Raw genomic sequence first — 21,504 nt, 5'->3', positions numbered from 1 at the left:
ACACTCGCGGCGACCACACCTGACAGGAGTATGTAATGTCCAAGCAACAGATCGGCGTTGTCGGTATGGCAGTGATGGGGCGCAACCTGGCGCTCAACATCGAAAGCCGTGGTTATACCGTCTCCGTTTTCAACCGCTCCCGTGATAAGACCGAAGAAGTCATCGCTGAGAATCCAGGCAAAAAACTGGTTCCTTTCTATACGGTTAAAGAGTTCGTTGAGTCTCTGGAAACACCTCGTCGTATCCTGTTAATGGTGAAAGCGGGCGCAGGTACCGATGCAGCTATCGATTCACTGAAACCGTATCTGGATAAAGGCGACATCATTATCGATGGCGGCAACACCTTCTTCCAGGACACCATTCGTCGTAACCGTGAACTGTCTGCTGAAGGCTTCAATTTCATTGGTACCGGCGTATCCGGCGGTGAAGAGGGCGCTCTGAAAGGCCCATCAATCATGCCTGGCGGTCAGAAAGAAGCGTACGAACTGGTTGCGCCAATCCTGACTAAAATCGCAGCCGTTGCTGAAGACGGCGAGCCGTGCGTGACCTATATCGGTCCTGATGGCGCTGGTCATTACGTGAAAATGGTTCACAACGGCATTGAATATGGCGACATGCAGCTGATTGCTGAAGCCTACTCTCTGCTGAAAGGCGGCCTGAACCTCTCCAACGAGGAGCTCGCAGAGACCTTCACCGAGTGGAACAAAGGCGAGCTGAACAGCTATCTGATCGACATCACCAAAGATATCTTCACCAAGAAAGATGAAGAGGGTAAATACCTGGTTGATGTGATTCTGGATGAAGCCGCGAACAAAGGTACCGGTAAATGGACCAGCCAGAGCTCTCTGGATCTGGGTGAGCCATTGTCCTTAATCACCGAATCCGTATTTGCACGTTATATCTCTTCTCTGAAAGAACAGCGCGTTGCAGCATCTAAAGTGCTGTCTGGTCCGCAGGCTAAACCCGCTGGTGATAAAGCGGAGTTCGTTGAGAAAGTCCGTCGCGCGCTGTATCTGGGTAAAATCGTCTCTTACGCGCAGGGCTTCTCTCAGCTGCGCGCGGCATCTGACGAGAATAACTGGGATCTGAACTACGGTGAGATTGCGAAGATCTTCCGTGCCGGCTGTATCATTCGCGCTCAGTTCCTGCAAAAAATCACCGATGCCTATGCTGAAAACGCGGGTATCGCAAACCTTCTGCTGGCGCCTTACTTCAAACAAATTGCTGACGAATATCAGCAGGCGCTGCGTGATGTTGTTGCGTACGCCGTGCAGAATGGTATCCCGGTTCCGACCTTCTCCGCTGCGGTGGCATATTACGACAGCTATCGTGCTGCCGTTCTGCCCGCGAACCTGATTCAGGCACAGCGTGACTACTTCGGTGCGCATACCTATAAGCGTACGGATAAAGAAGGCGTGTTCCACACCGAATGGCTGGATTAATATACGGTTAGCCATGCCATCAAGCCCGGTAGAGATACCGGGCTTTTTTATCTTGCCCGATCCACCTACTGTTTAATGGAATAGATTGCGTGAAAATTCTAGTTACTGGCGGTGCCGGTTTTATCGGTTCCGCGGTTATCCGACATATTATTAGCAATACTCGGGATAGCGTTGTTAACGTTGATAAATTGACCTATGCCGGTAATCTGGAATCCTTGCGTGAAGTAAGCGATAGCGAACGCTATGTTTTTGAGCATGCCGATATATGTGATAAAGAGGCAATGGCGCGTATTTTTGCTACCCATCAGCCTGATGCGATAATGCACCTGGCTGCCGAGAGCCATGTCGACCGTTCTATTACCGGTCCCGCTGCGTTTATTGAAACCAATATTGTTGGCACCTATATCCTGTTAGAAACAAGCCGTGCTTACTGGTCTTCACTGGACGAGGCAGCAAAATCCGCCTTCCGTTTCCATCACATTTCAACTGATGAGGTTTACGGCGATCTGCCTCATCCCGATGAACATTCTGACTCCACCCTGTTACCGCTGTTTACCGAGAAAACAGCGTACCAGCCAAGCAGCCCTTACTCAGCGTCAAAAGCGTCCAGCGACCATTTAGTTCGAGCCTGGATACGCACCTATGGTTTACCCGGGATTGTGACAAATTGTTCGAATAATTATGGCCCATACCACTTTCCTGAAAAGCTGATTCCTCTTGTTATCCTTAATGCGCTGGATAATAAACCATTGCCGATTTACGGTAAGGGCGATCAAATCCGTGACTGGTTATACGTTGAAGACCATGCTCGTGCACTGTATACGGTTCTGACCACGGGTAAGCCGGGAGAAACCTATAATATTGGCGGTCATAACGAGAAGAAAAATATTGAAGTTGTTCAGACCATTTGTGATCTGCTCGATGAAATGGTACCGAAAGAAACATCCTATCGCGCACAAATTACTTATGTCGCGGACCGACCAGGTCACGACAGACGTTATGCAATTGATGCTCATAAAATTAGCGACGAGCTTGGATGGACTCCTGTGGAAACCTTTGAAAGTGGCATCCGTAAAACGGTTGAATGGTATTTGAATAACCAGGAGTGGGTATCGAATGTAAAAAGCGGCGCCTATAAGAGCTGGATTGAGCAAAATTATGGGGAGCGTAAGTAAATGACGAAACGTAAAGGGATTATATTAGCTGGCGGATCGGGTACACGTCTTTATCCCGTGACTATGGCCGTAAGCAAGCAATTGTTGCCAATTTACGATAAGCCAATGATCTATTATCCGCTCTCTACGCTTATGCTGGCAGGTATACGGGATATTCTGATTATCAGCACGCCTCAGGACACTCCGCGTTTTGAACAACTGCTCGGGAACGGTAGCCAGTGGGGATTGCATATCCAGTACAAAGTGCAACCAAGTCCTGATGGACTGGCACAAGCTTTTATTCTGGGTGAAGAGTTTATCGGTGAGGATAATTGTGCGCTGGTATTAGGCGATAATATTTTCTACGGACACGATCTCCCCAGACTGCTTGAAGGCGCAGCAAGCCAGCAAGAGGGTGCGACCGTATTCGCCTATCATGTCAGCGACCCGGAACGCTATGGCGTCGTTGAGTTTGATAAAGACGGTACTGCAATTGGCCTTGAGGAGAAGCCTCAGCAACCCAAGAGTAATTACGCAATAACCGGTCTTTATTTTTACGACAACGATGTGATTGAGATGGCCAAAAGCTTAACGCCGTCCGAGCGAGGTGAACTCGAAATTACCGACATCAACCGCATCTATATGCAGCAGGGACGATTGTCTGTCGCGATGATGAGACGCGGCTATGCCTGGCTGGATACCGGAACGCATCAGAGTATGATCGAGGCAAGCAATTTTATCGCCACAATTGAAGAGCGACAGGGGCTAAAAGTTTCATGTCCTGAAGAGATTGCGTTCCGACGAGGTTTTATTGATGCCGAACAACTTCGGGTACTCGCTGAACCATTGAAAAAGACCGGGTATGGTCAGTATCTGCTGAATCTGACCAAGGGATTAGTCTGATTTGACGAAGTAAGCAGTTTTCCTCTGCTTACTCTCGACTGCCCTTTAACGTCTTATTGTCGCTGTAAAACAGGTACTTTGCTTAGTATAACGACAGGTCTTTTTGCTGAGCAAAAACATTTTTCAAAAAAACTGAAACCTTGACAGCGAATGAAGGTTAGCGATAAAAAACGCTTAGTTAATCATTGTGGTGACTGTGTTATGGTCATCAAAAACTCAAACGTGTAGAAGTCAAACAAATGAAAATAACCATCTCCGGAACAGGCTATGTTGGTCTCTCAAACGGTATTCTGATTGCACAAAACCATGAAGTGGTTGCGCTGGATATCGTGCAGGCAAAAGTGGACATGCTTAACCAGAAGAAGTCCCCGATCGTCGATAAAGAGATTGAAGAGTACCTCGCGACCAAACCGCTGAACTTCCGCGCTACCACGGACAAAGAAGACGCTTACCGCGATGCGGATTTCGTCATCATCGCCACGCCAACCGACTATGATCCTAAAACCAATTACTTCAATACCTCTACCGTTGAAGCGGTGATTAAAGACGTTACGGCAATCAACCCGAACGCAGTGATGATCATCAAGTCGACAATTCCAGTGGGTTTCACCAAATCGATTAAAGAAGAGTTGGGTATTGATAATGTCTTCTTCTCGCCGGAATTTCTCCGCGAGGGCAGGGCGTTATACGATAACCTGCACCCATCCCGTATCGTGATTGGCGAGCGTTCCGAGCGTGCAGAGCGTTTTGCTGCGTTGCTTCAGGAAGGCGCAATCAAAAAAGATATTCCTGTCCTGTTCACCGATTCCACCGAGGCAGAGGCCATTAAGCTTTTCGCCAATACCTATCTGGCGATGCGTGTGGCTTACTTCAACGAGCTGGACAGCTATGCCGAGAGCTTAGGTCTGAACACCCGTCAGATCATCGAGGGCGTGTGTCTTGACCCGCGTATCGGTAACCATTACAACAACCCGTCCTTCGGTTACGGTGGTTACTGCCTGCCAAAAGATACCAAGCAGCTGCTGGCAAACTATCAGGCGGTACCAAACAACCTGATTTCCGCCATTGTGGATGCCAACCGCACGCGTAAAGACTTTATCTCGGATTCCATTCTGGCGCGTCAGCCGAAAGTGGTGGGTGTTTATCGTCTGATCATGAAGAGCGGTTCCGATAACTTCCGCGCTTCTTCCATTCAGGGGATCATGAAGCGTATTAAGGCGAAGGGCGTGCAGGTCATTATTTATGAACCGGCGATGCAGGAAGATGAGTTCTTCCATTCGCGTGTGATCCGCGATCTGGATGCGTTTAAGAAAGAAGCGGATGTAATTATCTCCAACCGTATGGCGGAAGAGCTGGCGGATGTGAAAGATAAAGTCTATACCCGCGATTTGTTCGGCAGCGACTGATCAAAATCGTGATAAAAAAAACCCGGCACTGTGCCGGGTTTTTTGTTTTTAAACGTTATAGAAGTTGCGGTACCAGTCGACGAAGTTTTTCACGCCTTCTTTGACTGAGGTTTGTGGTTTAAACCCAATAACGTCATACAGCGCTTTGGTGTCCGCACTGGTCTCCAGCACGTCCCCCGGCTGGATCGGCATCATATTTTTCACCGCTTCTTTCCCCAGCGCCTCTTCAAGCGCGGTGATGTAATCCATCAGTTCGACAGGCGAACTGTTACCGATGTTATACACGCGATACGGGGCAGAACTGGTTGCTGGCGAACCGGTTTCGACCGTCCAGTCGGCATCGGCCTGAGGAATGACGTCCTGTAGGCGAATAATCGCCTCCGCAATATCATCGATATAGGTGAAGTCGCGCTTCATCTTGCCGTAGTTGTATACGTCGATGCTGTTGCCTTCAATCATGGCTTTGGTGAATTTGAACAGCGCCATGTCCGGTCGGCCCCATGGGCCATACACGGTAAAGAAGCGCAGGCCAGTGGTCGGCAGGTTATACAGATGCGAATAGGTATGAGACATCAGCTCATTGGCTTTTTTGGTTGCCGCATACAGGGAAACCGGATGGTCTACGGAGTCGTCAGTAGAAAACGGCATCTTACGGTTGAGGCCGTAAACAGAACTGGATGACGCATACAGAAGATGCTGAACCTTATTGTGGCGACAGCCTTCCAGCACGTTCAGGTGACCTACCAGGTTCGCATCCGCGTAGGCATGCGGGTTTTCCAGCGAGTAACGCACGCCCGCCTGGGCGGCAAGATGGATCACGCGGTCAAATTTTTCATTGGCGAAGAGCGCAGCCATGCTCTCGCGGTCCGCTAAGTCCAGCTTGTGGAAGGTGAAACTCCCGGATTTGAGCAGTTCGAGGCGAGCGAGCTTGAGGTTAGGGTCATAGTAATCATTCAGGTTATCAAGCCCAACAACCTTATGCCCTGCATCAAGCAGGCGCTTGCTGACATGAGAACCGATAAAGCCCGCCGCGCCAGTTACCAGAAATTTCATAGCTTCCCTCATTCACAGTCTTCTTGTTGATGTCCCAGGACATCAGAATCCGTCTATGATAGCGCGTCGCACTTCACTTACATAACCCATCTTTCCGATATAACTCATCGGATTCTTATAGAAAAATCGCCAGCAACAGATACACTAAGGAAACAAGATTATTTTTGCCCTTTTTCATCTGTTAGGGATTGTATGACGCAAAACAACAATAACCTGGTCACACGCAACAATGACCCGGAGCAAATTGATTTACTGGATTTAATGCTACAGCTGTGGCGTGGTAAGTGGGTAATAGGGGCATTTGTTGCTGCTTTTATCGTTCTCGCCGTTGTCTACATCACTGTTGCTAAAGAGAAATGGACGTCATCCGCCATCATAGCCCAGCCAGATGCGGCACAAATCGCCACCTATTCCAATGCGTTGAATATCCTCTATGGCGGGGCAGCACCTTCAACCTTAGATATCCAAAATCGTGCTATTGGTCGTTTTAATTCTTCTTTTTCAGCATTAGCGCAAGCGCTGGACAACCAGGAATTTCCAGAGAAATTGTCCATTGAGCCTACTGTAAAGGGACAGAGTGTACCTTTAACTGTCAGTTATCAGAGCGATTCGGCTGAAGCTGCGCAAAAGCAGTTGGCCCAATACATCCAGCAGGTTGACGAACAAACGGCCAAAGAACTGACGCTTGACCTCAGAGACAACCTCAAGCAACAGATCACAACCCTGAACGACTCTCTTCTGAACCAGGAGAAAGTGGCACAGGAGCAAAAAGATCTGCGTATCAAGCAAATTTCTGAGGCGCTTAAGAACGCGGAGGCGGCGAAAATTAGCACACCGCAGCTCCAGCAAACGCAGGATGTTACTCAGGAAACCATGTTCCTGCTGGGCACCGTAGCGCTCAAATCAATGGTTGATAACGAGGCGTCCCGTCCGCTGGTCTTCCCTGGCTCTTACTATCAGACCAAAAAGAACTTACTGGACATTGAAAACCTCAACGTTAACCCAGACACGTTACATGTCTATCGTTACGTAATGAAACCAGATCTGCCAATCAAGCGTGACAGCCCTAAAAAGGCCATCACCCTCATCCTTGCCGTTCTCCTCGGCGGGATCATCGGTTCTGCTGTCGTCCTCGGCCGTAACGCGCTGAGAAACTACAAGCCAAGAGCCTGATTTACACACAAAAAAAGACCGGGTCTCCCCGGTCTTTTTTTATTTATGTCGTTTCCGCAAATTCTCAATCACCGTCGTTAAATCCAGCTCCTGATCCTGAAGCAGCACCAGCAGGTGATACATTAAATCCGACGCTTCGTTCGTCAGCTCCTCACGGTCATGCACAGTGGCCGCCAGCGCCGTTTCAACGCCTTCCTCACCCACTTTCTGCGCAATACGTTTGGTGCCGCTGGCGTACAGCTTCGCCGTGTACGAGCTCTCGGGATCCGCTGATTTACGCTCTGCCAGCAGCTGTTCCAGCTGATAGAGGAACAGCCACTGGTGGCTCGCCTCGCCGAAGCAGCTGCTGGTGCCTTTGTGGCAGGTCGGCCCAATCGGGTTGACCAGCACCAGCAGGGTGTCGTTGTCGCAATCTGGCGTAATGCTGACCACATTCAGGAAGTGACCTGAGGTTTCCCCTTTCGTCCACAGGCGCTGTTTGGTGCGCGAGAAAAACGTCACCTTGCCGCTGTCGATCGTTTTTGTCAGTGCCTGCTGGTTCATGTATCCCAGCATCAGCACTTCGCCTGAAACGGCATGCTGTACAACCACCGGCAGTAATCCGTCAGTTTTTTCCCAGTCCAGCTGCGCCTGTTGTTGCTCTGTTAACATACCCTGATCTCCACGCCCTGGTCGGCCAGGTACGTTTTTAACTCACCAATATTGATAATCTGTTTGTGGAACACGGAAGCGGCCAGCGCGCCGTCTACGTTCGCATCGCGGAAGGCTTCAAGGAAGTGTTCCATGGTGCCTGCGCCGCCGGAGGCAATCAGCGGAACCTGGCACACCGCGCGCACTTTTTTCAGCTGCTCGAGGTCGTAACCGTTGCGTACGCCGTCCTGGTTCATCATGTTCAGCACGATTTCACCCGCACCGCGTTTTTGTACTTCCTGCACCCAGTCCAGCGTCTCCCATTGGGTGACGCGCGTGCGGCTTTCATCGCCGGTGTACTGGTTAACGTGATATTTGCCCGTCGCGGTATCAAACCAGGTGTCGATCCCCACGACAATGCACTGCACGCCAAAGCGGTCCGCCAGACGCGTAATCAGCTCCGGATCTGCAAGCGCAGGGGAGTTAATCGAAATTTTGTCCGCACCGAAAGAGAGAATTTTCGCCGCATCGTCAGCAGATTTAATCCCGCCCGCCACGCAGAAGGGAATATCAATCACCTCTGCCACGCGCGCCACCCAGCTTTTGTCCACCACGCGGCCATCGCTGGAGGCGGTGATATCGTAAAATACCAGTTCGTCTGCGCCTTCTTCGGCATAACGTTTTGCCAGGGGAACGATGTCGCCAATGATCTCGTGGTTGCGGAACTGCACGCCTTTTACAACCTGACCATCACGCACGTCCAGGCAGGGAATTATCCGTTTTGCCAGCATTGAATCGCCTCCTTCACCGTAAATTTGCCTTCCAGCAGCGCGCGACCCACGATCACGCCACGTACACCGGTTCCGCGCAGAGCGGCGATATCCGCCAGGTCGCCGATACCGCCAGAGGACTGAAACGCCACCTGCGGATAACGCGCGCAAACCTCTTCATACAGCGAGACGTTAGAGCCTGCGAGCGTACCATCGCGTGAAATATCCGTGCACAGGACGTGCTTCAGCCCTACGGGGAGATACATCCCGACCAGCTCTTCCAGCGTTACGCCGGAGTTTTCCTGCCAGCCGCTGACCGCGACCTGCTTGTTACCCTGCGCGTCAATGCGCACATCCAGCGCCAGCACCAGCGCATCCGCACCGAAGCGGCGGAACCAGCCCTTGACACTCTCAGGATCTTTCACTGCGGTCGAACCGACTACCACGCGCGCCACGCCCGCGTCCAGTAAGGCGGCAACATCGGCTTCAGTACGCACGCCGCCGCCCACCTGCACCGGGACGTCCACGCCAGCCACCAGTGTTTTAAGCAGCGGGATCTGGCGTTTGGCCGGATCTTTCGCGCCGGTCAGATCGACCAGGTGCAACACCTCAGCGCCCTCGGCGGCGTAAGCCTGTAACCGCGGCAGCGGGTCGTTGCCGTAGTCGCGCTGCTGCCCGTAATCGCCCTGGTGGAGACGAACAACCGTGCCGTCAATTAAATCTAAAGCGGGAATTATCATCACATCTCCAGGAAATTTTTCAGCAGTTGCGCACCGGCGGCGCCGGAACGTTCCGGGTGAAACTGCACGCCGTAAAAGTTATCTTTCTGCACGGCGGCGGTGAACGCCTCGCCGTAATTGCACTGGGCGATGGTGTAGGCATTCACGGGCATGGCGTAGCTGTGAACAAAATAGAAGTACGCGCCGTCTTCAATACCCTGGAACAGCCTGTTGCCCGCCTTCGGATAAACGCGGTTCCAGCCCATGTGCGGCAGCGGCAGGCCGTGGTCGGTCATTTTCGGCACGTCTTCTTCAATAATGCCCAGCAGATCAACGCCGTTGCTCTCTTCGCTGCGGCGGCCAAGCAGCTGCATGCCGAGGCAAATGCCCAGCACCGGCTGAGTACAGGCTTTGATGAGATCTACCAGCTCGCGCTCATGGATCTGATCCATCGCCGCCTGGGCGGTGCCAACGCCCGGCAGAAAGAGTTTATCCGCACGCAGCACCACGTCAGGGTCGCGGCTCACCACCGGCTCGTAGCCGTGGCGCATAATCGCCGACTGTACGGAGTTCAGGTTGGCGCATCCGGTATCCAGAATCACCACGTTCATTACAGCACTCCTTTCGACGAGGGCAGGGCGTCACCTTCCACGCGGATCGCCTGGCGCAGGGTACGGCCAAAGGCTTTGAACAGGCTCTCGACGCGGTGGTGATCGTTTTTGCCTTTGGTTTTCAGGTGCAGCGTCAGGCCCATGGTGTAAGAAAGCGAGCGGAAGAAGTGTTCCACCATCTCGGTGCTGAGATCGCCCACGCGCTGGTAGGTAAAGTCGGCTTTGTATTCAAGGTGCGGACGCCCGGAGATATCCATCGCGCAGCGCGCCAGGCACTCGTCCATCGGCAGAACAAAGCCGAAGCGGTTGATACCGCGCTTGTCGCCGAGCGCCAGCTTCAGGGCTTCGCCCAGCGCCAGGCCGGTATCTTCCACGGTGTGGTGATCGTCGATATACAGGTCGCCCTTCACCGCGATTTCCATGCGGAAGCCGCCGTGCGTGGCGATTTGATCCAGCATGTGGTCAAAGAAACCGACGCCGGTGTGGATCTTGCTGCCGCCTTCGCGGTCCAGCCAGACCTTCACGTCGATCTGCGTCTCTTTGGTGTTGCGTTCAACGTGGGAATAGCGGTCGCGTCGGGTGAGCTGCTCGCCAATCATCGCCCAGTTTAGCGTGTCGCGGTTATAGCGCAGACCCGCAATGCCCATGTTTTCCGCCAGCGTGATATCCGTGACGCGATCGCCGATCACATAGCTGTTGCTTTTATCCAGCGCCTCTTCCGCCAGATAACGTTCAACAAGCTTCACTTTTGGCTTGCGGCAGTCGCACTCGTCGGCAGGCATATGCGGGCAGATCAGCACTTCGTCGAAGGCGATGCCCTGCGAGGTCAGCACCTGCATCATCAGGTTGTGCGGGCCGTCAAAGTCTACCTGCGGGAAGCTGTCGGTGCCCAGACCGTCCTGGTTGGTGATCATCACCAGCTTATAGCCTGCTTTCTGAAGCTTCAGCAGCACCGGGATCACGTCGGGTTCAAAGGCCAGCTTGTCGAAACGATCGACCTGAAAATCGCTGGGTGGCTCCGAGATGATGGTGCCGTCACGATCGATAAAGAGATACTTCTGACTCATACTTTCTCCGCTTTCAGGGCGTCAATCACGCGCTGGCTCTCTGCACGGGTGCCGACGGTAATACGCAGGCAGCCGCTCAGGGTAGGTTGTTTATTCTGGTCTCGTAAGATAATGCCCTGATCCCACAACGATTTAAATATCGCGCTTGAGGCGGTGAAGCGCACCAGGATGTAGTTGGTTTCCGAGTCGAACACCTGCTCCACGCACGGAATCGTTTTAAGGGTATCAACAAGATACTGACGCTCTTCCAGGATCTGCGCCACACGCTCGCGCATCGCGCTGATGCCCTGCGGGGCCAGCGCCTGTGCCGCAATATCGGCAACCGGCGTTGAGAGCGGATATGGGGCAATCACTTTCAGCAGCAGGTCGATAACCGCTTTATTCGCCAGCGTAAATCCACAGCGAAGGCCGGCGAGGGCGAAGGCTTTGGAAAGGGTACGCAGCACAACGAGATGCGGATACTCCTCAAGCCAGCCTGTCAGCGTCGCCTGCGGGCAGAACTCAATGTAGGCTTCATCAGCGACGACCAGCGCCTTGCCGCGCGTCATCTCCAGCAAGGTGCGGATATCATGCGGATGAATAATCTGCCCGGTGGGGTTATTCGGGCTACAGACAAATACTACCTTCACGCCGTCAAGGTTATCAGCGATGCCCTGCAAATCCAGCTGCCAGTTGTCGAGCGCCTGCACGTTGCGGCAGGCCACGCCAAAGGTTTCGGCGCTCACGCTGTACATCCCGTAGGTGGGCTGGCAGTACATCACCGCGTCTTTACCCGGCTCACAGAAGGCGCGGATCAGCAGCTCAATCCCTTCATCCGCCCCACGGCTGACCAGCACCTGCTCAGGCTTCACGCCTGCATACTGCGCATAGTTCTCGATCACCGCTTTCGGCTGACACTCCGGGTAGCGGTTCAGCGTCTGCTGCGAAAGCTCAAAGGCCACCGCCGTGGGATATTCGTTGGCATTCAGCCAGACGTCGCCGTTCCCGCCCAGACGACGCGCAGACTGATAGGGCGTCAGGCGACGGACATTTTCGCGGGCTAATTCTTCGATGTTCATGCTTGCTCCTTCAGGGCGGCAACGCGCAGCGTCACGGCATTTTTGTGGGCAGTCAGGCGCTCGGCGGCGGCCAGGGTTTCAATGGTCGACGCCAGCGAGGCAAATCCCTCACGGGAGAGTTCCTGCACGGTCATGCGCTTCTGGAAATCCGCCAGCCCCAGGCTGGAGCAGGTTGAGGTATAGCCATACGTCGGCAGCACGTGGTTGGTGCCGGAGGCGTAATCCCCGGCGGATTCCGGTGACCAGTCCCCGAGGAACACTGAGCCTGCGCTGGTTATGCTGTCGACCAGATCGCGCGCGTTGCGGGTCTGAATAATCAGGTGCTCAGGACCGTACTGGTTGGAGATGGCGATGCACTGGTCAAGATCGCGGGCCACAATCAGGCGGCTGGCGGATAGCGCCTGACGCGCCGTTTCCGCACGCGGCAGGTCAGCCAGCTGACGCTCAACGGCGTCGCCCACGCGTTTTGCCATGTCGGCATCTGGCGTCAGTAAAATCACCTGCGAGTCAGGGCCGTGTTCGGCCTGCGAGAGCAGGTCAGAGGCCACGAAATCCGGTGTAGCGCCGCTGTCGGCAATCACCAGCACTTCAGACGGCCCGGCAGGCATATCAATCGCCGCGCCGTCCAGACGCTGGCTGACCTGGCGCTTCGCTTCGGTCACGTAGGCATTTCCCGGGCCAAAGATTTTGTCGACCTTCGGAATGGATCCCGTCCCGAACGCCAGGGCGGAAATCGCCTGCGCACCGCCCACTTTATAGATCGCCTGCACGCCGCACAGCTTCGCCGCATACAGGATCTCGTCGGCGATCGGTGGCGGAGAGCAGAGCACCACCTTCTGACAACCGGCAATACGTGCCGGGGTGGCCAGCATCAGGACGGTCGAAAACAGCGGGGCAGAGCCGCCGGGAATATAGAGGCCGACGGACGCCACCGGGCGTGTCACCTGCTGGCAGCGTACGCCGGGCAGGGTTTCCACATCCACCGCCTGCAATTTCTGCGCGGTGTGGAAGGTATCAATATTTTTCACCGCGACGGCCATCGCCTGTTTGATGTCATCACCCAGACGATTGCTGGCATCAATGATTTCCTGCTCGGTAACCTGTAACGCGTCGACCTCAGTTTTATCAAACTTCGCGCTGTACTCGCGCAGCGCATCGTCCCCGCGGTCTTTGACGTTATCGAGGATCTCCGCCACGGTGCGGGTGATGCTCTCCGAGGCGGAAATTGCCGGGCGCATCAGCAGCTCGCGCTGTTGCGCGTCGCTACAGGTATTCCAGTCGATGATTGTGTTAAAGCTCATGGTCGTTACTCCATCATCTTCTCAATTGGCAGCACCAGAATGGAGCTTGCGCCCAGCGCCTTCAGTTTTTCCATGGTTTCCCAGAACAGGGTTTCGCTGCTGACCATGTGCATCGCCACGCGCTGCTGGTCGCCCGCCAGCGGCAGAATGGTTGGGCGCTCAGCGCCCGGCAGCAGGGCAATCACTTCGTCCAGGCGCTCGGTCGGCGCATGCATCATGATGTATTTGGATTCACGCGCCTGAATCACGCCCTGAATGCGGGTCAGCAGCTTGTCGATGAGCTGCTGTTTGGCGTCGGCCATCTCGCCGTCGCGCTGAATCAGGCAGGCTTTGGAGCGGTAGATCACCTCCACTTCGCGCAGGCCGTTCGCTTCGAGCGTGGCGCCGGTGGAGACGAGGTCACAGATGGCATCGGCCAGGCCCGCACGCGGCGCCACTTCAACGGAGCCGTTCAGCAGACAGGATTTAAACAGCACGCCTTTTTGATCGAGGTAACGCTTCAGCAGGTGAGGGTAAGAGGTGGCGATACGTTTGCCGTTCAGCGCGGCCGGGCCGTCCCAGGCTTCATCGACCGGCGTAGCCAGCGACAGGCGGCAGCCGCCAAAGTCCAGACGACGCAGGGTAAAGTAGCGCGGATCTTCGCCCTGCGCGCGGCGGGTTAATAACTCTTCTTCCAGTACGTTTTCGCCGATGATGCCGAGATCAACGACGCCATCCATCACCAGGCCCGGGATATCGTCATCACGTACGCGCAGAATGTCGATCGGCATATTTTCAGCCAGGGCGATCAGGCGCTGGGTGTGCAGGTTGATTTTAATCCCGCAGCGGGCCAGCAGTTCGCGTGAATCGTCGCTTAAACGGCCTGATTTTTGAATAGCTATGCGTAAACGTGAGTTATCTAACATTCTGTGTTCCTCGTTAACCTGTTTTAACCTGTCTGAATGCGGTCCAAAAAAAAGCCCCCGGAAGAAGATCTTCCGGGGGCTTTTTCATGCGTTCATGCACCACTGGAAGATCCAAACGTCTTCCAGCACACATCGCCTGAAAGACTAGTCAGGATGATGGTGATGATGGTGGTTTTTGAAAGGAACGCGTGTCATATAAATTCTCGTTGAATGCTTATGCATTTGATGTCTTTTAACCTAAACCAGTTGTACGCCATAAAGCAAGGGCTTTTTTTGATCATTAATTCATTTCATATTGATGGTATGAATTGTGCGTTCCACCAGGCTGGCGTAGCCTTATAACAGGCATCGTTAAGCGGAGAATGTAATGAAAAAGGTCGCGATTGTCGGGTTAGGATGGTTAGGAATGCCACTGGCGATGTCATTAGCCGCGAAAGGCTGGCAGGTGACAGGGAGTAAGACCACCCGAGATGGGGTTGAAGCGGCACGCATGTGCGGCATTGATGGTGTTGAGCTGCGTCTCGAACCCGAGCTTATCTGCGATACCGACGAGCTGGATGAACTGATGAATGTGGACGCGCTGGTCATTACCTTACCGGCGCGGCGCAGCGGCCCGGGTGAGTCTTTTTACTTGCAGGCGGTGCAGGAGATCGTCGACAGCGCCCTGGCGCACCATATCCCGCGTATCATTTTCACCAGCTCCACCTCCGTCTATGGCGATATCGACGGTACGGCGAAAGAAAACACCGAGCGCCGTCCGGTGACCGCCAGCGGCCGGGTACTGAAAGAGCTGGAAGACTGGCTGCACAATCTGCCTGGCACGCAGGTGGATATCTTACGTCTGGCCGGGCTGGTGGGGCCGGGGCGTCATCCGGGGCGCTTCTTTGCCGGTAAATCTGCGCCGGATGGCCAGCACGGGGTTAATCTTGTGCATCTTGAGGATGTTATCGGCGCAATAGAACTGCTTTTGCAGGCTCCGAAAGGGGGGCACATCTATAATATATGTGCGCCTTCGCATCCGCCGCGGAGTACCTTTTATCCGCTGATGGCGCGCCAGCTGGGTCTGGCGCCGCCGGTATTCAGCGAGGCGCAGGGGGAACGCAAAGGCAAAATTATTGATGGCAATCGTATTTGCCATGAACTGGGATTTGAATATCAGTATCCCGATCCGCTGGTTATGCCCATGGAATAATTGCGCCGGCGGAGACAATCGCACACCGCAAGGGGGCGAAGATGAAACCGCTGCTGGATGTTCTTGTTATTCTGGATGCGCTGGAAAAAGAGGGGAGCTTTGCCGCCGCCTCGGCGAAGCTTTATAAAACCCCTTCGGCTCTGAGCTACACCGTGCAAAAGCTCGAGAGCGATCTTAATATCCAAATCCTTGACCGCACCGGGCATCGCGCGCGTTTCACCCGTACAGGGCAGATGCTGCTGGAAAAAGGGCGTGACGTGCTGCATACGGTTCGCGAACTGGAAAAACAGGCCGTCAAACTTCATCAGGGCTGGGAAAATGAGCTGGTGATTGGGGTTGATGATACATTCCCTTTCTCCCTGCTTACCCCGCTTATTGAGGCGTTCTATCAGCGCCACAGCGTCACCCGGCTGGTTTTTATCAATGGCGTGCTGGGCGGTTCCTGGGAGGCCCTGACGCAGGGCAGGGCGGATATCATCGTTGGCGCGCTGCATGAGCCTCCCCAGTTGAGCGAATTTGGTTTTGCGCGGCTCGGCGTTCTGGAGCAGGTTTTTGCCGTTGCGCCTCATCACCCGCTGGCCAATGAACCGGAGCCTGTTACCCGACGCGTCATTAAAAACTATCGTGCCATTGTGGTTGGAGACAGTTCTCGCCCCGAATGCGGCATTTCATCGCAGCTGCTGGATGAGCAGGAGGCCATCACCGTTTTTGATTTTAAAACCAAGCTGGAGCTGCAAATAAGCGGCCTGGGGTGCGGTTACCTTCCCCGTTATTTAGCGCAGCGGTTTATTGACAGCGGAGCGCTGGTGGAAAAACAAGTTTTAGCGCAGAGCAGTAACGAATCGGTATGGGTGGGCTGGAATGAACAGACCGCCGGGCTTGCCAGCGCCTGGTGGCGAGACGAAATTTTAGCAAATAGTGCTATCGCCACAGTTTACGCTCAGGCAGATGATGGGAAATCAATCAGTTAGTAAAATTAATTTATGGGCAGGTTTCTCAATGTATTGCCTTTTGTATCTGGAATAGGGCAAAATGCCGCCGCTGCAAACAAATGAATAATCGACGATATAAAAGGCGTCGGTTATTTTTTTTTGCATGTACGAAACGAAACTAAAAACCAAGAGGCCGGGCTTCGTACCGGATAGATATTTACTAAAATCCGACAGTTGTTGTCGCTGAGGAAGAAAGAAATGGGGCAATTTTTCGCTTACGTGGCGGTTATCACCGTAAAGGAGAATAACTATGTCGCATAACGCAACTCCAAACACCTCTCGCGTGGAATTACGTAAAACGCTTACGTTGATTCCGGTTGTTATGATGGGCCTTGCCTATATGCAACCGATGACGCTGTTCGATACATTCGGTATCGTATCAGGCCTTACTGACGGTCACGTTGCAACGGCGTACGCCTTTGCGCTGGTCGCCATCCTCTTTACAGCGCTGAGCTACGGTAAACTGGTTCGCCGTTTCCCGTCCGCAGGCTCTGCGTACACCTATGCTCAGAAATCCATTAGCCCGGCGGTTGGCTTTATGGTGGGCTGGTCATCACTGCTGGACTACCTGTTCATGCCGATGATCAACATTCTGCTGGCAAAAATTTACTTCGAAGCGCTGGTGCCTTCCGTGCCGTCGTGGATCTTCGTTGTGGCGCTGGTGGCCTTTATGACCATCTCTAACCTGCGCAGCATCAAGACCGTGGCTAACTTCAACACCCTGATTGTGATCCTTCAGATGGGGATTGTTGCGGTTATCGTTGGGCTGATCATCTACGGCGTTTCCCACGGGGAAGGCGCAGGTACGCTGACCAGCACCCGTCCGTTCTGGTCTGAAGGCGCTCACGTAGTGCCGATGATCACCGGTGCAACTATCCTGTGCTTCTCGTTCCTGGGCTTCGACGGTATCTCTTCTCTGTCTGAAGAGACCAAAGACGCTGAGCGCGTGATCCCGAAAGCGATTTTCCTGACCGCGCTGATTGGCGGCCTGATCTTCATCGGTGCGTCTTACTTCTTACAGCTGTACTTCCCGGATATCTCTCGCTTTAAAGATCCGGATGCATCACAGCCTGAAATTATGCTGTACGTGGCGGGTAAAACCTTCCAGTGGGGCGTGCTGATCTTCTCCAGCGTCACCGTACTGGCTTCCGGTATGGCTGCGCACGCGGGCGTTTCTCGTCTGATGTACGTGATGGGCCGTGACGGTGTGTTCCCAACCCGCTTCTTCGGTTACGTGCATCCTAAATGGCGTACCCCGGCGTGGAACGTGCTGCTGGTGGGCGCTATTGCCCTGCTGGCGATTAAATTCGACCTGGTAACGGCCACTGCGCTGATTAACTTTGGTGCGCTGGTGGCGTTTACCTTCGTTAACCTCTCCGTGATTTCGCAGTTCTGGATCCGTGAGAAGCGCAACAAGACGCTGAAGGACCACATCAACTATCTGGTGCTGCCAGTGTGTGGTGCCCTGACGGTGGGCGCCCTGTGGATCAACCTGGAAGAGAGCTCAATGGTTCTGGGTCTGATCTGGGGTGCAATCGGTCTGATTTACCTGGCTTGCGTGACCAGAAGCTTCCGCAACCCGGTTCCTCAGTACGAAGACGTCGCGTAAGACTGTGTCGGGTGACGGCTATGCTCAACCCGACCTACAGTTTCGTAGGCCGGGTAAGCGTTAGCGCCACCCGGCAAAAAAAAGCCGGAGACATCGCCTCCGGCTTTTTTGTACCCGCTACTCAGACAATTTCTTGCGCATACTGGAACAGCGCTTTCAGCAGCGCCTGTTTTTCAGCATTCCCTTCATACTGACCGTAAAGCATCTCCAGCTCCTGGGCGTAGCTATTAAGAAACTCCGGCGTAAACACGTTGCGCCGATGCTGTAACCAGCGTTCCTGCTCTGCTTCATCCAGCGTGCCGGGATAGTTGCGCGCGCGATAATTAAACATCAACTTCTCAATGCGCTTATCTGCGAAGGTGATATCCAGCGCGGGCAGGTTACGCGGGTCGGTTTGCAGCACGATGTTCATCGCCGCGCGATCGGCATCGCTGAAGAAGCCGTTATAAAGCTGCGCATCCACATTCTCAGACGGCACGAACGGCTCTGCTTCGGCAAAAATGGCGACAACTTTCTCGCGCACCTGCGGGTTGTCGCGCAGCACTTTCAGGTTGTCGAGGCAGTGCTGACGGTTAATCCCCAGCCGGTCGGCGTCTTCCGGGCGCAGCGTGTTGGCCTGCGCCAGCACCGGGCACTTATTAATGTGCACCAGTTTTACCGGTACGGCTGGCAGGTCACCCAGCGCCTCTTTCGGGGTATAGAGCCGTTCACGTAAGGTGTCGCTGTCGAGCTCAAGCAGCGGGGAGATATCTCCGGCGAGATCCACCATGATGACGGCGTTACGGTTGTCCGGATGCCAGGCAAGCGGCGCCACCCAGCTTGTATTCCCGCGCCACGCACCGAACATCCCTGAAATATGCACCAGCGGTTTCATCTGCGGCACGTCAATTAGCGTCATCAGCTTTTGCTTGCTGCGATGGCTCAACAGATACTCAAACAGGCGCGGCTGCGCGGTTTTTACAAGTTTCGCCATAGCGATGGTCGCGTAAACGTCTGCCATCGCGTCGTGGGCGTTGCTGTGCTCAATGCCGTTGGCCCGCGTCAGGTGCTCGAGCCTGAAGCTCGGCAAGCCGTCGTCGTTCTCCGGCCAGTTAATCCCCTCCGGGCGCAGCGCATAGCAGGCGCGCATGATATCCAGCAAATCCCAGCGTGAATTACGGTTTTGCCAGCTCCAGGCATACGGATCGTAGAAGTTGCGGTAGAAGATATTGCGCGTCACTTCATCGTCAAAACGGATGTTGTTGTAACCCACCACGCAGGTATTGGGCACCGTGAACAGGTCGTGGATGCGACGGGCAAATTCTGCTTCGCTAACGCCTTTATCCCGCGCTTCCTGAGGCGTGATGCCCGTCACCATTACCGCGCCCGGCTGCGGCAGATAGTCATCGGCGGGCTTACAGTAAAACACCTCGGGTTCGCCGATGACGTTAAATTCGTCATCAGTACGGATAGCCGCAAACTGCGCCGGTCGGTCCAGCGCCGGATGGGTGCCAAAGGTTTCGTAATCGTGGAACAAAAAAGTCGGGCGCGCGGCAGAGTCAGACACCAGTAATCTCATCCTGTTAAAAATTGACGTCTCTATGGTAAACGATTGGGGTGAGCAGTCCGAATAAAAAGCACCGTCAGGCAAGAAATTTGCGAGATTTGTTCCGAAAAAATCTGCGTGCTGTCACATTTTTTTGCAATTAAGGCAGGTAACGACATCAGAACTCCCGTAAAAAGGTCATCGATTTTTACTGACCTGAGGATATACCGTTGAAACGCCGTCTGTTTATTGCTGTTTCTTTACTCGCTTCGAGTATTTCATCCGCGCTGGCTGCCGAGCCGCTGGATTTTTCACCTCAGCCGCCTGCCATCCAGGCTGGCTCCTGGGTATTGATGGATTACACCACGGGTCAAATCTTAACGGCGGGCAACGAACATCAGCAGCGTAATCCGGCGAGCCTGACCAAACTGATGACGGGGTACGTTGTCGATCGTGCCATTGATAGCCACCGCATCACCCCCGATGACATTGTGACGGTCGGACGTGACGCCTGGGCAAAAGGCAATCCGGTCTTTGACGGTTCGTCGCTGATGTTTCTGAAGGAGGGCGATCGGGTTTCCGTGCGCGATCTCAGCCGCGGCCTGATTGTTGATTCCGGCAATGACGCCTGCGTGGCGCTGGCGGATCACGTGGCGGGCGGTCAGCCGCAGTTCGTCAGGATGATGAATGACTACGTTGAAAAGCTGAACCTGCGCGATACCCACTTCGAAACCGTACACGGGCTGGATGCACCGGGTCAGCACAGCTCCGCTTACGATCTCGCCGTGCTTTCCCGGGCCATCATTCACGGCGAGCCTGAGTTCTATCACATGTACAGCGAAAAGAGCCTGACCTGGAACGGCATCACCCAGCAGAACCGCAACGGCCTGCTGTGGGATAAGACCATGAACGTGGATGGTCTGAAAACGGGTCACACCTCGGGCGCGGGCTTTAACCTGATTGCCTCCGCGGTGGACGGTCAGCGTCGACTGATTGCGGTGGTGATGGGGGCAGACAGCCCGAAAGGACGTGAAGATCAGGCGCGCAAGCTGCTGCACTGGGGACAGCAAAATTTTGATACGGTGCAGATCCTGCATAACGGTAAAAAAGTGGGAACCGAGCGCATCTGGTACGGCGATAAAGAGCAGATCGCGCTGGGCACGGATCAGGACTTCTGGCTGGCATTACCCAAATCGGAAGTGCCAAACATCAAGGCGAAATACGTGATGGATAAAAAAGAGCTGGAAGCGCCGATCGCCGCGCATCAGCGGGTAGGGGAGATCCAGCTGTACGATCGTGACAAGGTGGTAGCGCACTGGCCATTGGTTACGCTGGAAAGCGTTGAAAAGGGCGGCCTTTTCTCCCGTATTGGCGATTATCTGCATCATAAACTCTGACCTTTTTGGGCAGACTGGCAGTGTTGCGAGTCTGCTCACATAATAAACACTCCTGGTTTGCCGATAATCTCGATTCTGCTTTACAGTGTATATATATACAGTAATAAACGGAGGCAGCATGGACTACAGCATCAGGCAGCAACAGAAACGTACGATCGCTGGCTTTCATCTCGTGGGGCAGTGGGAAAAGACGGTCAAGCAGGGATTCGAACAGCTGGTCATGTGGGTAGACGGGCGTCATATTCAGCCGCAGGAGTGGGTGGCCGTTTATTATGACAATCCGGATGACGTGCCGGCAGAAAAGCTCCGCTGCGTTACCGCCGTAACGGTAGCGGACGATTTCACTATTCCTGAAAACAGCGAAGGGATAATGATGACCGAAATTGCTGCCGGAGAGTATGCTATTGCCGCCGCGCGCGTCGAAAATCATGATTTCGCCACTCCATGGTATCAGTTCTTCAACTCCCTGCTGGAAGACAACAAATTCCAGATCGCGGCAAAACCCTGCTTCGAACGCTATCTGAACGATGGCAATGCTGACGGCTACTGGGATATTGAGATGTTTGTACCGGTAGAGCATAAAGTGGGATAATCCTG

At 54.0% G+C, this 21,504-nt stretch carries 22 protein-coding genes and 1 other annotated feature; of the genes, 11 read left to right on the top strand and 11 right to left on the bottom strand.

The genetic code is table 11. The features are described 5' to 3' along the window. Positions 1-35: 35 nt before the first annotated feature. From gndA to ugd, 4 genes are all read left to right on the top strand, one after another. Entirely contained in the window at positions 36-1,442 is a 1,407-nt protein-coding gene (gene gndA, locus ACOTWU_RS09465) for an NADP-dependent phosphogluconate dehydrogenase (protein WP_023303973.1), read from the top strand. An 89-nt stretch (positions 1,443-1,531) separates the two neighbouring features. Continuing rightward, positions 1,532-2,617, top strand: coding sequence for a dTDP-glucose 4,6-dehydratase (rfbB, locus tag ACOTWU_RS09460; RefSeq protein ID WP_126499101.1), 1,086 nt, complete (start codon positions 1,532-1,534; stop codon positions 2,615-2,617). Further along, complete coding sequence (gene rfbA, locus ACOTWU_RS09455) at positions 2,618-3,499, top strand: glucose-1-phosphate thymidylyltransferase RfbA (RefSeq protein ID WP_017693099.1); 882 nt, start codon at positions 2,618-2,620, stop codon at positions 3,497-3,499. Positions 3,500-3,738: 239 nt separating this feature from the next. After that, on the top strand, positions 3,739-4,905 hold the full coding sequence (gene ugd, locus ACOTWU_RS09450; protein ID WP_003859477.1) for a UDP-glucose 6-dehydrogenase: 1,167 nt from the start codon (positions 3,739-3,741) through the stop codon (positions 4,903-4,905). Between the two features lie 48 nt (positions 4,906-4,953). On the opposite strand, the gene ACOTWU_RS09445 is transcribed toward ugd, so the two are convergent. Then, positions 4,954-5,958 carry an NAD-dependent epimerase gene (locus tag ACOTWU_RS09445; protein ID WP_063859131.1) on the bottom strand — a complete coding sequence of 335 codons (1,005 nt, stop codon included), beginning with the start codon at positions 5,956-5,958 and terminating at the stop codon, positions 4,954-4,956. A gap of 192 nt (positions 5,959-6,150) precedes the next feature. Here ACOTWU_RS09445 and wzzB point away from each other — a divergent pair, with 192 nt between their 5' ends. Next, a complete protein-coding gene (gene wzzB / locus ACOTWU_RS09440) occupies positions 6,151-7,131 on the top strand; it encodes an LPS O-antigen chain length determinant protein WzzB (RefSeq protein WP_047718266.1) in 981 nt (326 codons plus the stop codon). A gap of 39 nt (positions 7,132-7,170) precedes the next feature. Here the strand turns inward: wzzB and hisIE are convergent, their stop codons facing one another. From hisIE to hisL, 9 genes are all read right to left on the bottom strand, one after another. Beyond that, complete coding sequence (gene hisIE / locus ACOTWU_RS09435; protein WP_063859132.1) at positions 7,171-7,782, bottom strand: bifunctional phosphoribosyl-AMP cyclohydrolase/phosphoribosyl-ATP diphosphatase HisIE; 612 nt, start codon at positions 7,780-7,782, stop codon at positions 7,171-7,173. Continuing rightward, a complete protein-coding gene (gene hisF, locus ACOTWU_RS09430) occupies positions 7,776-8,552 on the bottom strand; it encodes an imidazole glycerol phosphate synthase subunit HisF (protein WP_003859481.1) in 777 nt (258 codons plus the stop codon). The genes hisIE and hisF overlap by 7 nt, the downstream gene beginning before the upstream one ends. Beyond that, positions 8,534-9,271, bottom strand: coding sequence for a 1-(5-phosphoribosyl)-5-[(5-phosphoribosylamino)methylideneamino]imidazole-4-carboxamide isomerase (gene hisA / locus ACOTWU_RS09425; RefSeq protein WP_015572395.1), 738 nt, complete (start codon positions 9,269-9,271; stop codon positions 8,534-8,536). The genes hisF and hisA overlap by 19 nt, the downstream gene beginning before the upstream one ends. Then, complete coding sequence (hisH, locus tag ACOTWU_RS09420) at positions 9,271-9,861, bottom strand: imidazole glycerol phosphate synthase subunit HisH (RefSeq protein WP_015572396.1); 591 nt, start codon at positions 9,859-9,861, stop codon at positions 9,271-9,273. The genes hisA and hisH overlap by 1 nt, the downstream gene beginning before the upstream one ends. Beyond that, positions 9,861-10,928 carry a bifunctional histidinol-phosphatase/imidazoleglycerol-phosphate dehydratase HisB gene (gene hisB / locus ACOTWU_RS09415; RefSeq protein ID WP_063863674.1) on the bottom strand — a complete coding sequence of 356 codons (1,068 nt, stop codon included), beginning with the start codon at positions 10,926-10,928 and terminating at the stop codon, positions 9,861-9,863. The genes hisH and hisB overlap by 1 nt, the downstream gene beginning before the upstream one ends. After that, complete coding sequence (gene hisC, locus ACOTWU_RS09410) at positions 10,925-11,986, bottom strand: histidinol-phosphate transaminase (protein WP_126499102.1); 1,062 nt, start codon at positions 11,984-11,986, stop codon at positions 10,925-10,927. The genes hisB and hisC overlap by 4 nt, the downstream gene beginning before the upstream one ends. After that, a complete protein-coding gene (gene hisD, locus ACOTWU_RS09405; RefSeq protein ID WP_126499103.1) occupies positions 11,983-13,287 on the bottom strand; it encodes a histidinol dehydrogenase in 1,305 nt (434 codons plus the stop codon). The genes hisC and hisD overlap by 4 nt, the downstream gene beginning before the upstream one ends. A gap of 5 nt (positions 13,288-13,292) precedes the next feature. After that, positions 13,293-14,192, bottom strand: a complete 900-nt coding sequence (hisG, locus tag ACOTWU_RS09400; protein ID WP_070533848.1) for an ATP phosphoribosyltransferase — start codon at positions 14,190-14,192, stop codon at positions 13,293-13,295. Positions 14,193-14,237: 45 nt separating this feature from the next. Beyond that, positions 14,238-14,361 (bottom strand) — a sequence feature (His leader region). Beyond that, positions 14,337-14,387, bottom strand: a complete 51-nt coding sequence (gene hisL, locus ACOTWU_RS09395) for a his operon leader peptide (protein WP_099516347.1) — start codon at positions 14,385-14,387, stop codon at positions 14,337-14,339. Its footprint overlaps the feature before it by 25 nt. A gap of 172 nt (positions 14,388-14,559) precedes the next feature. Here hisL and ACOTWU_RS09390 point away from each other — a divergent pair, with 172 nt between their 5' ends. The 4 genes from ACOTWU_RS09390 to ACOTWU_RS09375 all read left to right on the top strand — a co-directional run bounded on the left by ACOTWU_RS09390 (position 14,560) and on the right by ACOTWU_RS09375 (position 17,985). Further along, positions 14,560-15,384, top strand: a complete 825-nt coding sequence (locus ACOTWU_RS09390) for an SDR family oxidoreductase (RefSeq protein ID WP_017383300.1) — start codon at positions 14,560-14,562, stop codon at positions 15,382-15,384. A 41-nt stretch (positions 15,385-15,425) separates the two neighbouring features. Then, on the top strand, positions 15,426-16,355 hold the full coding sequence (locus ACOTWU_RS09385) for a LysR substrate-binding domain-containing protein (protein WP_015572401.1): 930 nt from the start codon (positions 15,426-15,428) through the stop codon (positions 16,353-16,355). 219 nt (positions 16,356-16,574) lie between these two features. Continuing rightward, positions 16,575-16,637, top strand: coding sequence for a membrane protein YoeI (gene yoeI, locus ACOTWU_RS09380; protein WP_099458931.1), 63 nt, complete (start codon positions 16,575-16,577; stop codon positions 16,635-16,637). Then, positions 16,627-17,985, top strand: coding sequence for an APC family permease (locus ACOTWU_RS09375; RefSeq protein WP_006811203.1), 1,359 nt, complete (start codon positions 16,627-16,629; stop codon positions 17,983-17,985). The genes yoeI and ACOTWU_RS09375 overlap by 11 nt, the downstream gene beginning before the upstream one ends. 121 nt (positions 17,986-18,106) lie before the next feature. Here ACOTWU_RS09375 and sbcB read toward each other — a convergent pair whose 3' ends face one another. Continuing rightward, complete coding sequence (sbcB, locus tag ACOTWU_RS09370) at positions 18,107-19,543, bottom strand: exodeoxyribonuclease I (protein WP_015572402.1); 1,437 nt, start codon at positions 19,541-19,543, stop codon at positions 18,107-18,109. 191 nt (positions 19,544-19,734) lie between these two features. Here sbcB and dacD point away from each other — a divergent pair, with 191 nt between their 5' ends. Next, on the top strand, positions 19,735-20,907 hold the full coding sequence (gene dacD / locus ACOTWU_RS09365) for a serine-type D-Ala-D-Ala carboxypeptidase DacD (RefSeq protein ID WP_146132396.1): 1,173 nt from the start codon (positions 19,735-19,737) through the stop codon (positions 20,905-20,907). 118 nt (positions 20,908-21,025) lie between these two features. Beyond that, on the top strand, positions 21,026-21,499 hold the full coding sequence (gene sbmC / locus ACOTWU_RS09360) for a DNA gyrase inhibitor SbmC (protein ID WP_126499104.1): 474 nt from the start codon (positions 21,026-21,028) through the stop codon (positions 21,497-21,499). Positions 21,500-21,504 lie beyond the last annotated feature (5 nt).

Source organism: Enterobacter cloacae complex sp. GYL001 (assembly GCF_049237125.1).
In the GTDB taxonomy this organism is placed as follows: Bacteria; Pseudomonadota; Gammaproteobacteria; order Enterobacterales; family Enterobacteriaceae; genus Enterobacter; species Enterobacter hormaechei_C.
The sequence above is the reverse complement of the archived record's forward strand: the minus strand, read 5'-3'. Positions and strand labels throughout refer to the sequence as shown.

Coding starts and splice junctions, on each gene's coding strand:
- gndA (WP_023303973.1), top strand. CDS start 36: ATGTCCAAGCAACAGATCGGCGTTGTCGGTATGGCAGTGATGGGGCGC.
- rfbA (WP_017693099.1), top strand. CDS start 2,618: ATGACGAAACGTAAAGGGATTATATTAGCTGGCGGATCGGGTACACGT.
- ugd (WP_003859477.1), top strand. CDS start 3,739: ATGAAAATAACCATCTCCGGAACAGGCTATGTTGGTCTCTCAAACGGT.
- ACOTWU_RS09445 (WP_063859131.1), bottom strand. CDS start 5,958: ATGAAATTTCTGGTAACTGGCGCGGCGGGCTTTATCGGTTCTCATGTC.
- wzzB (WP_047718266.1), top strand. CDS start 6,151: ATGACGCAAAACAACAATAACCTGGTCACACGCAACAATGACCCGGAG.
- hisIE (WP_063859132.1), bottom strand. CDS start 7,782: ATGTTAACAGAGCAACAACAGGCGCAGCTGGACTGGGAAAAAACTGAC.
- hisF (WP_003859481.1), bottom strand. CDS start 8,552: ATGCTGGCAAAACGGATAATTCCCTGCCTGGACGTGCGTGATGGTCAG.
- hisA (WP_015572395.1), bottom strand. CDS start 9,271: ATGATAATTCCCGCTTTAGATTTAATTGACGGCACGGTTGTTCGTCTC.
- hisH (WP_015572396.1), bottom strand. CDS start 9,861: ATGAACGTGGTGATTCTGGATACCGGATGCGCCAACCTGAACTCCGTA.
- hisB (WP_063863674.1), bottom strand. CDS start 10,928: ATGAGTCAGAAGTATCTCTTTATCGATCGTGACGGCACCATCATCTCG.
- hisC (WP_126499102.1), bottom strand. CDS start 11,986: ATGAACATCGAAGAATTAGCCCGCGAAAATGTCCGTCGCCTGACGCCC.
- hisD (WP_126499103.1), bottom strand. CDS start 13,287: ATGAGCTTTAACACAATCATCGACTGGAATACCTGTAGCGACGCGCAA.
- hisG (WP_070533848.1), bottom strand. CDS start 14,192: ATGTTAGATAACTCACGTTTACGCATAGCTATTCAAAAATCAGGCCGT.
- ACOTWU_RS09390 (WP_017383300.1), top strand. CDS start 14,560: ATGAAAAAGGTCGCGATTGTCGGGTTAGGATGGTTAGGAATGCCACTG.
- ACOTWU_RS09385 (WP_015572401.1), top strand. CDS start 15,426: ATGAAACCGCTGCTGGATGTTCTTGTTATTCTGGATGCGCTGGAAAAA.
- ACOTWU_RS09375 (WP_006811203.1), top strand. CDS start 16,627: ATGTCGCATAACGCAACTCCAAACACCTCTCGCGTGGAATTACGTAAA.
- sbcB (WP_015572402.1), bottom strand. CDS start 19,543: ATGAGATTACTGGTGTCTGACTCTGCCGCGCGCCCGACTTTTTTGTTC.
- sbmC (WP_126499104.1), top strand. CDS start 21,026: ATGGACTACAGCATCAGGCAGCAACAGAAACGTACGATCGCTGGCTTT.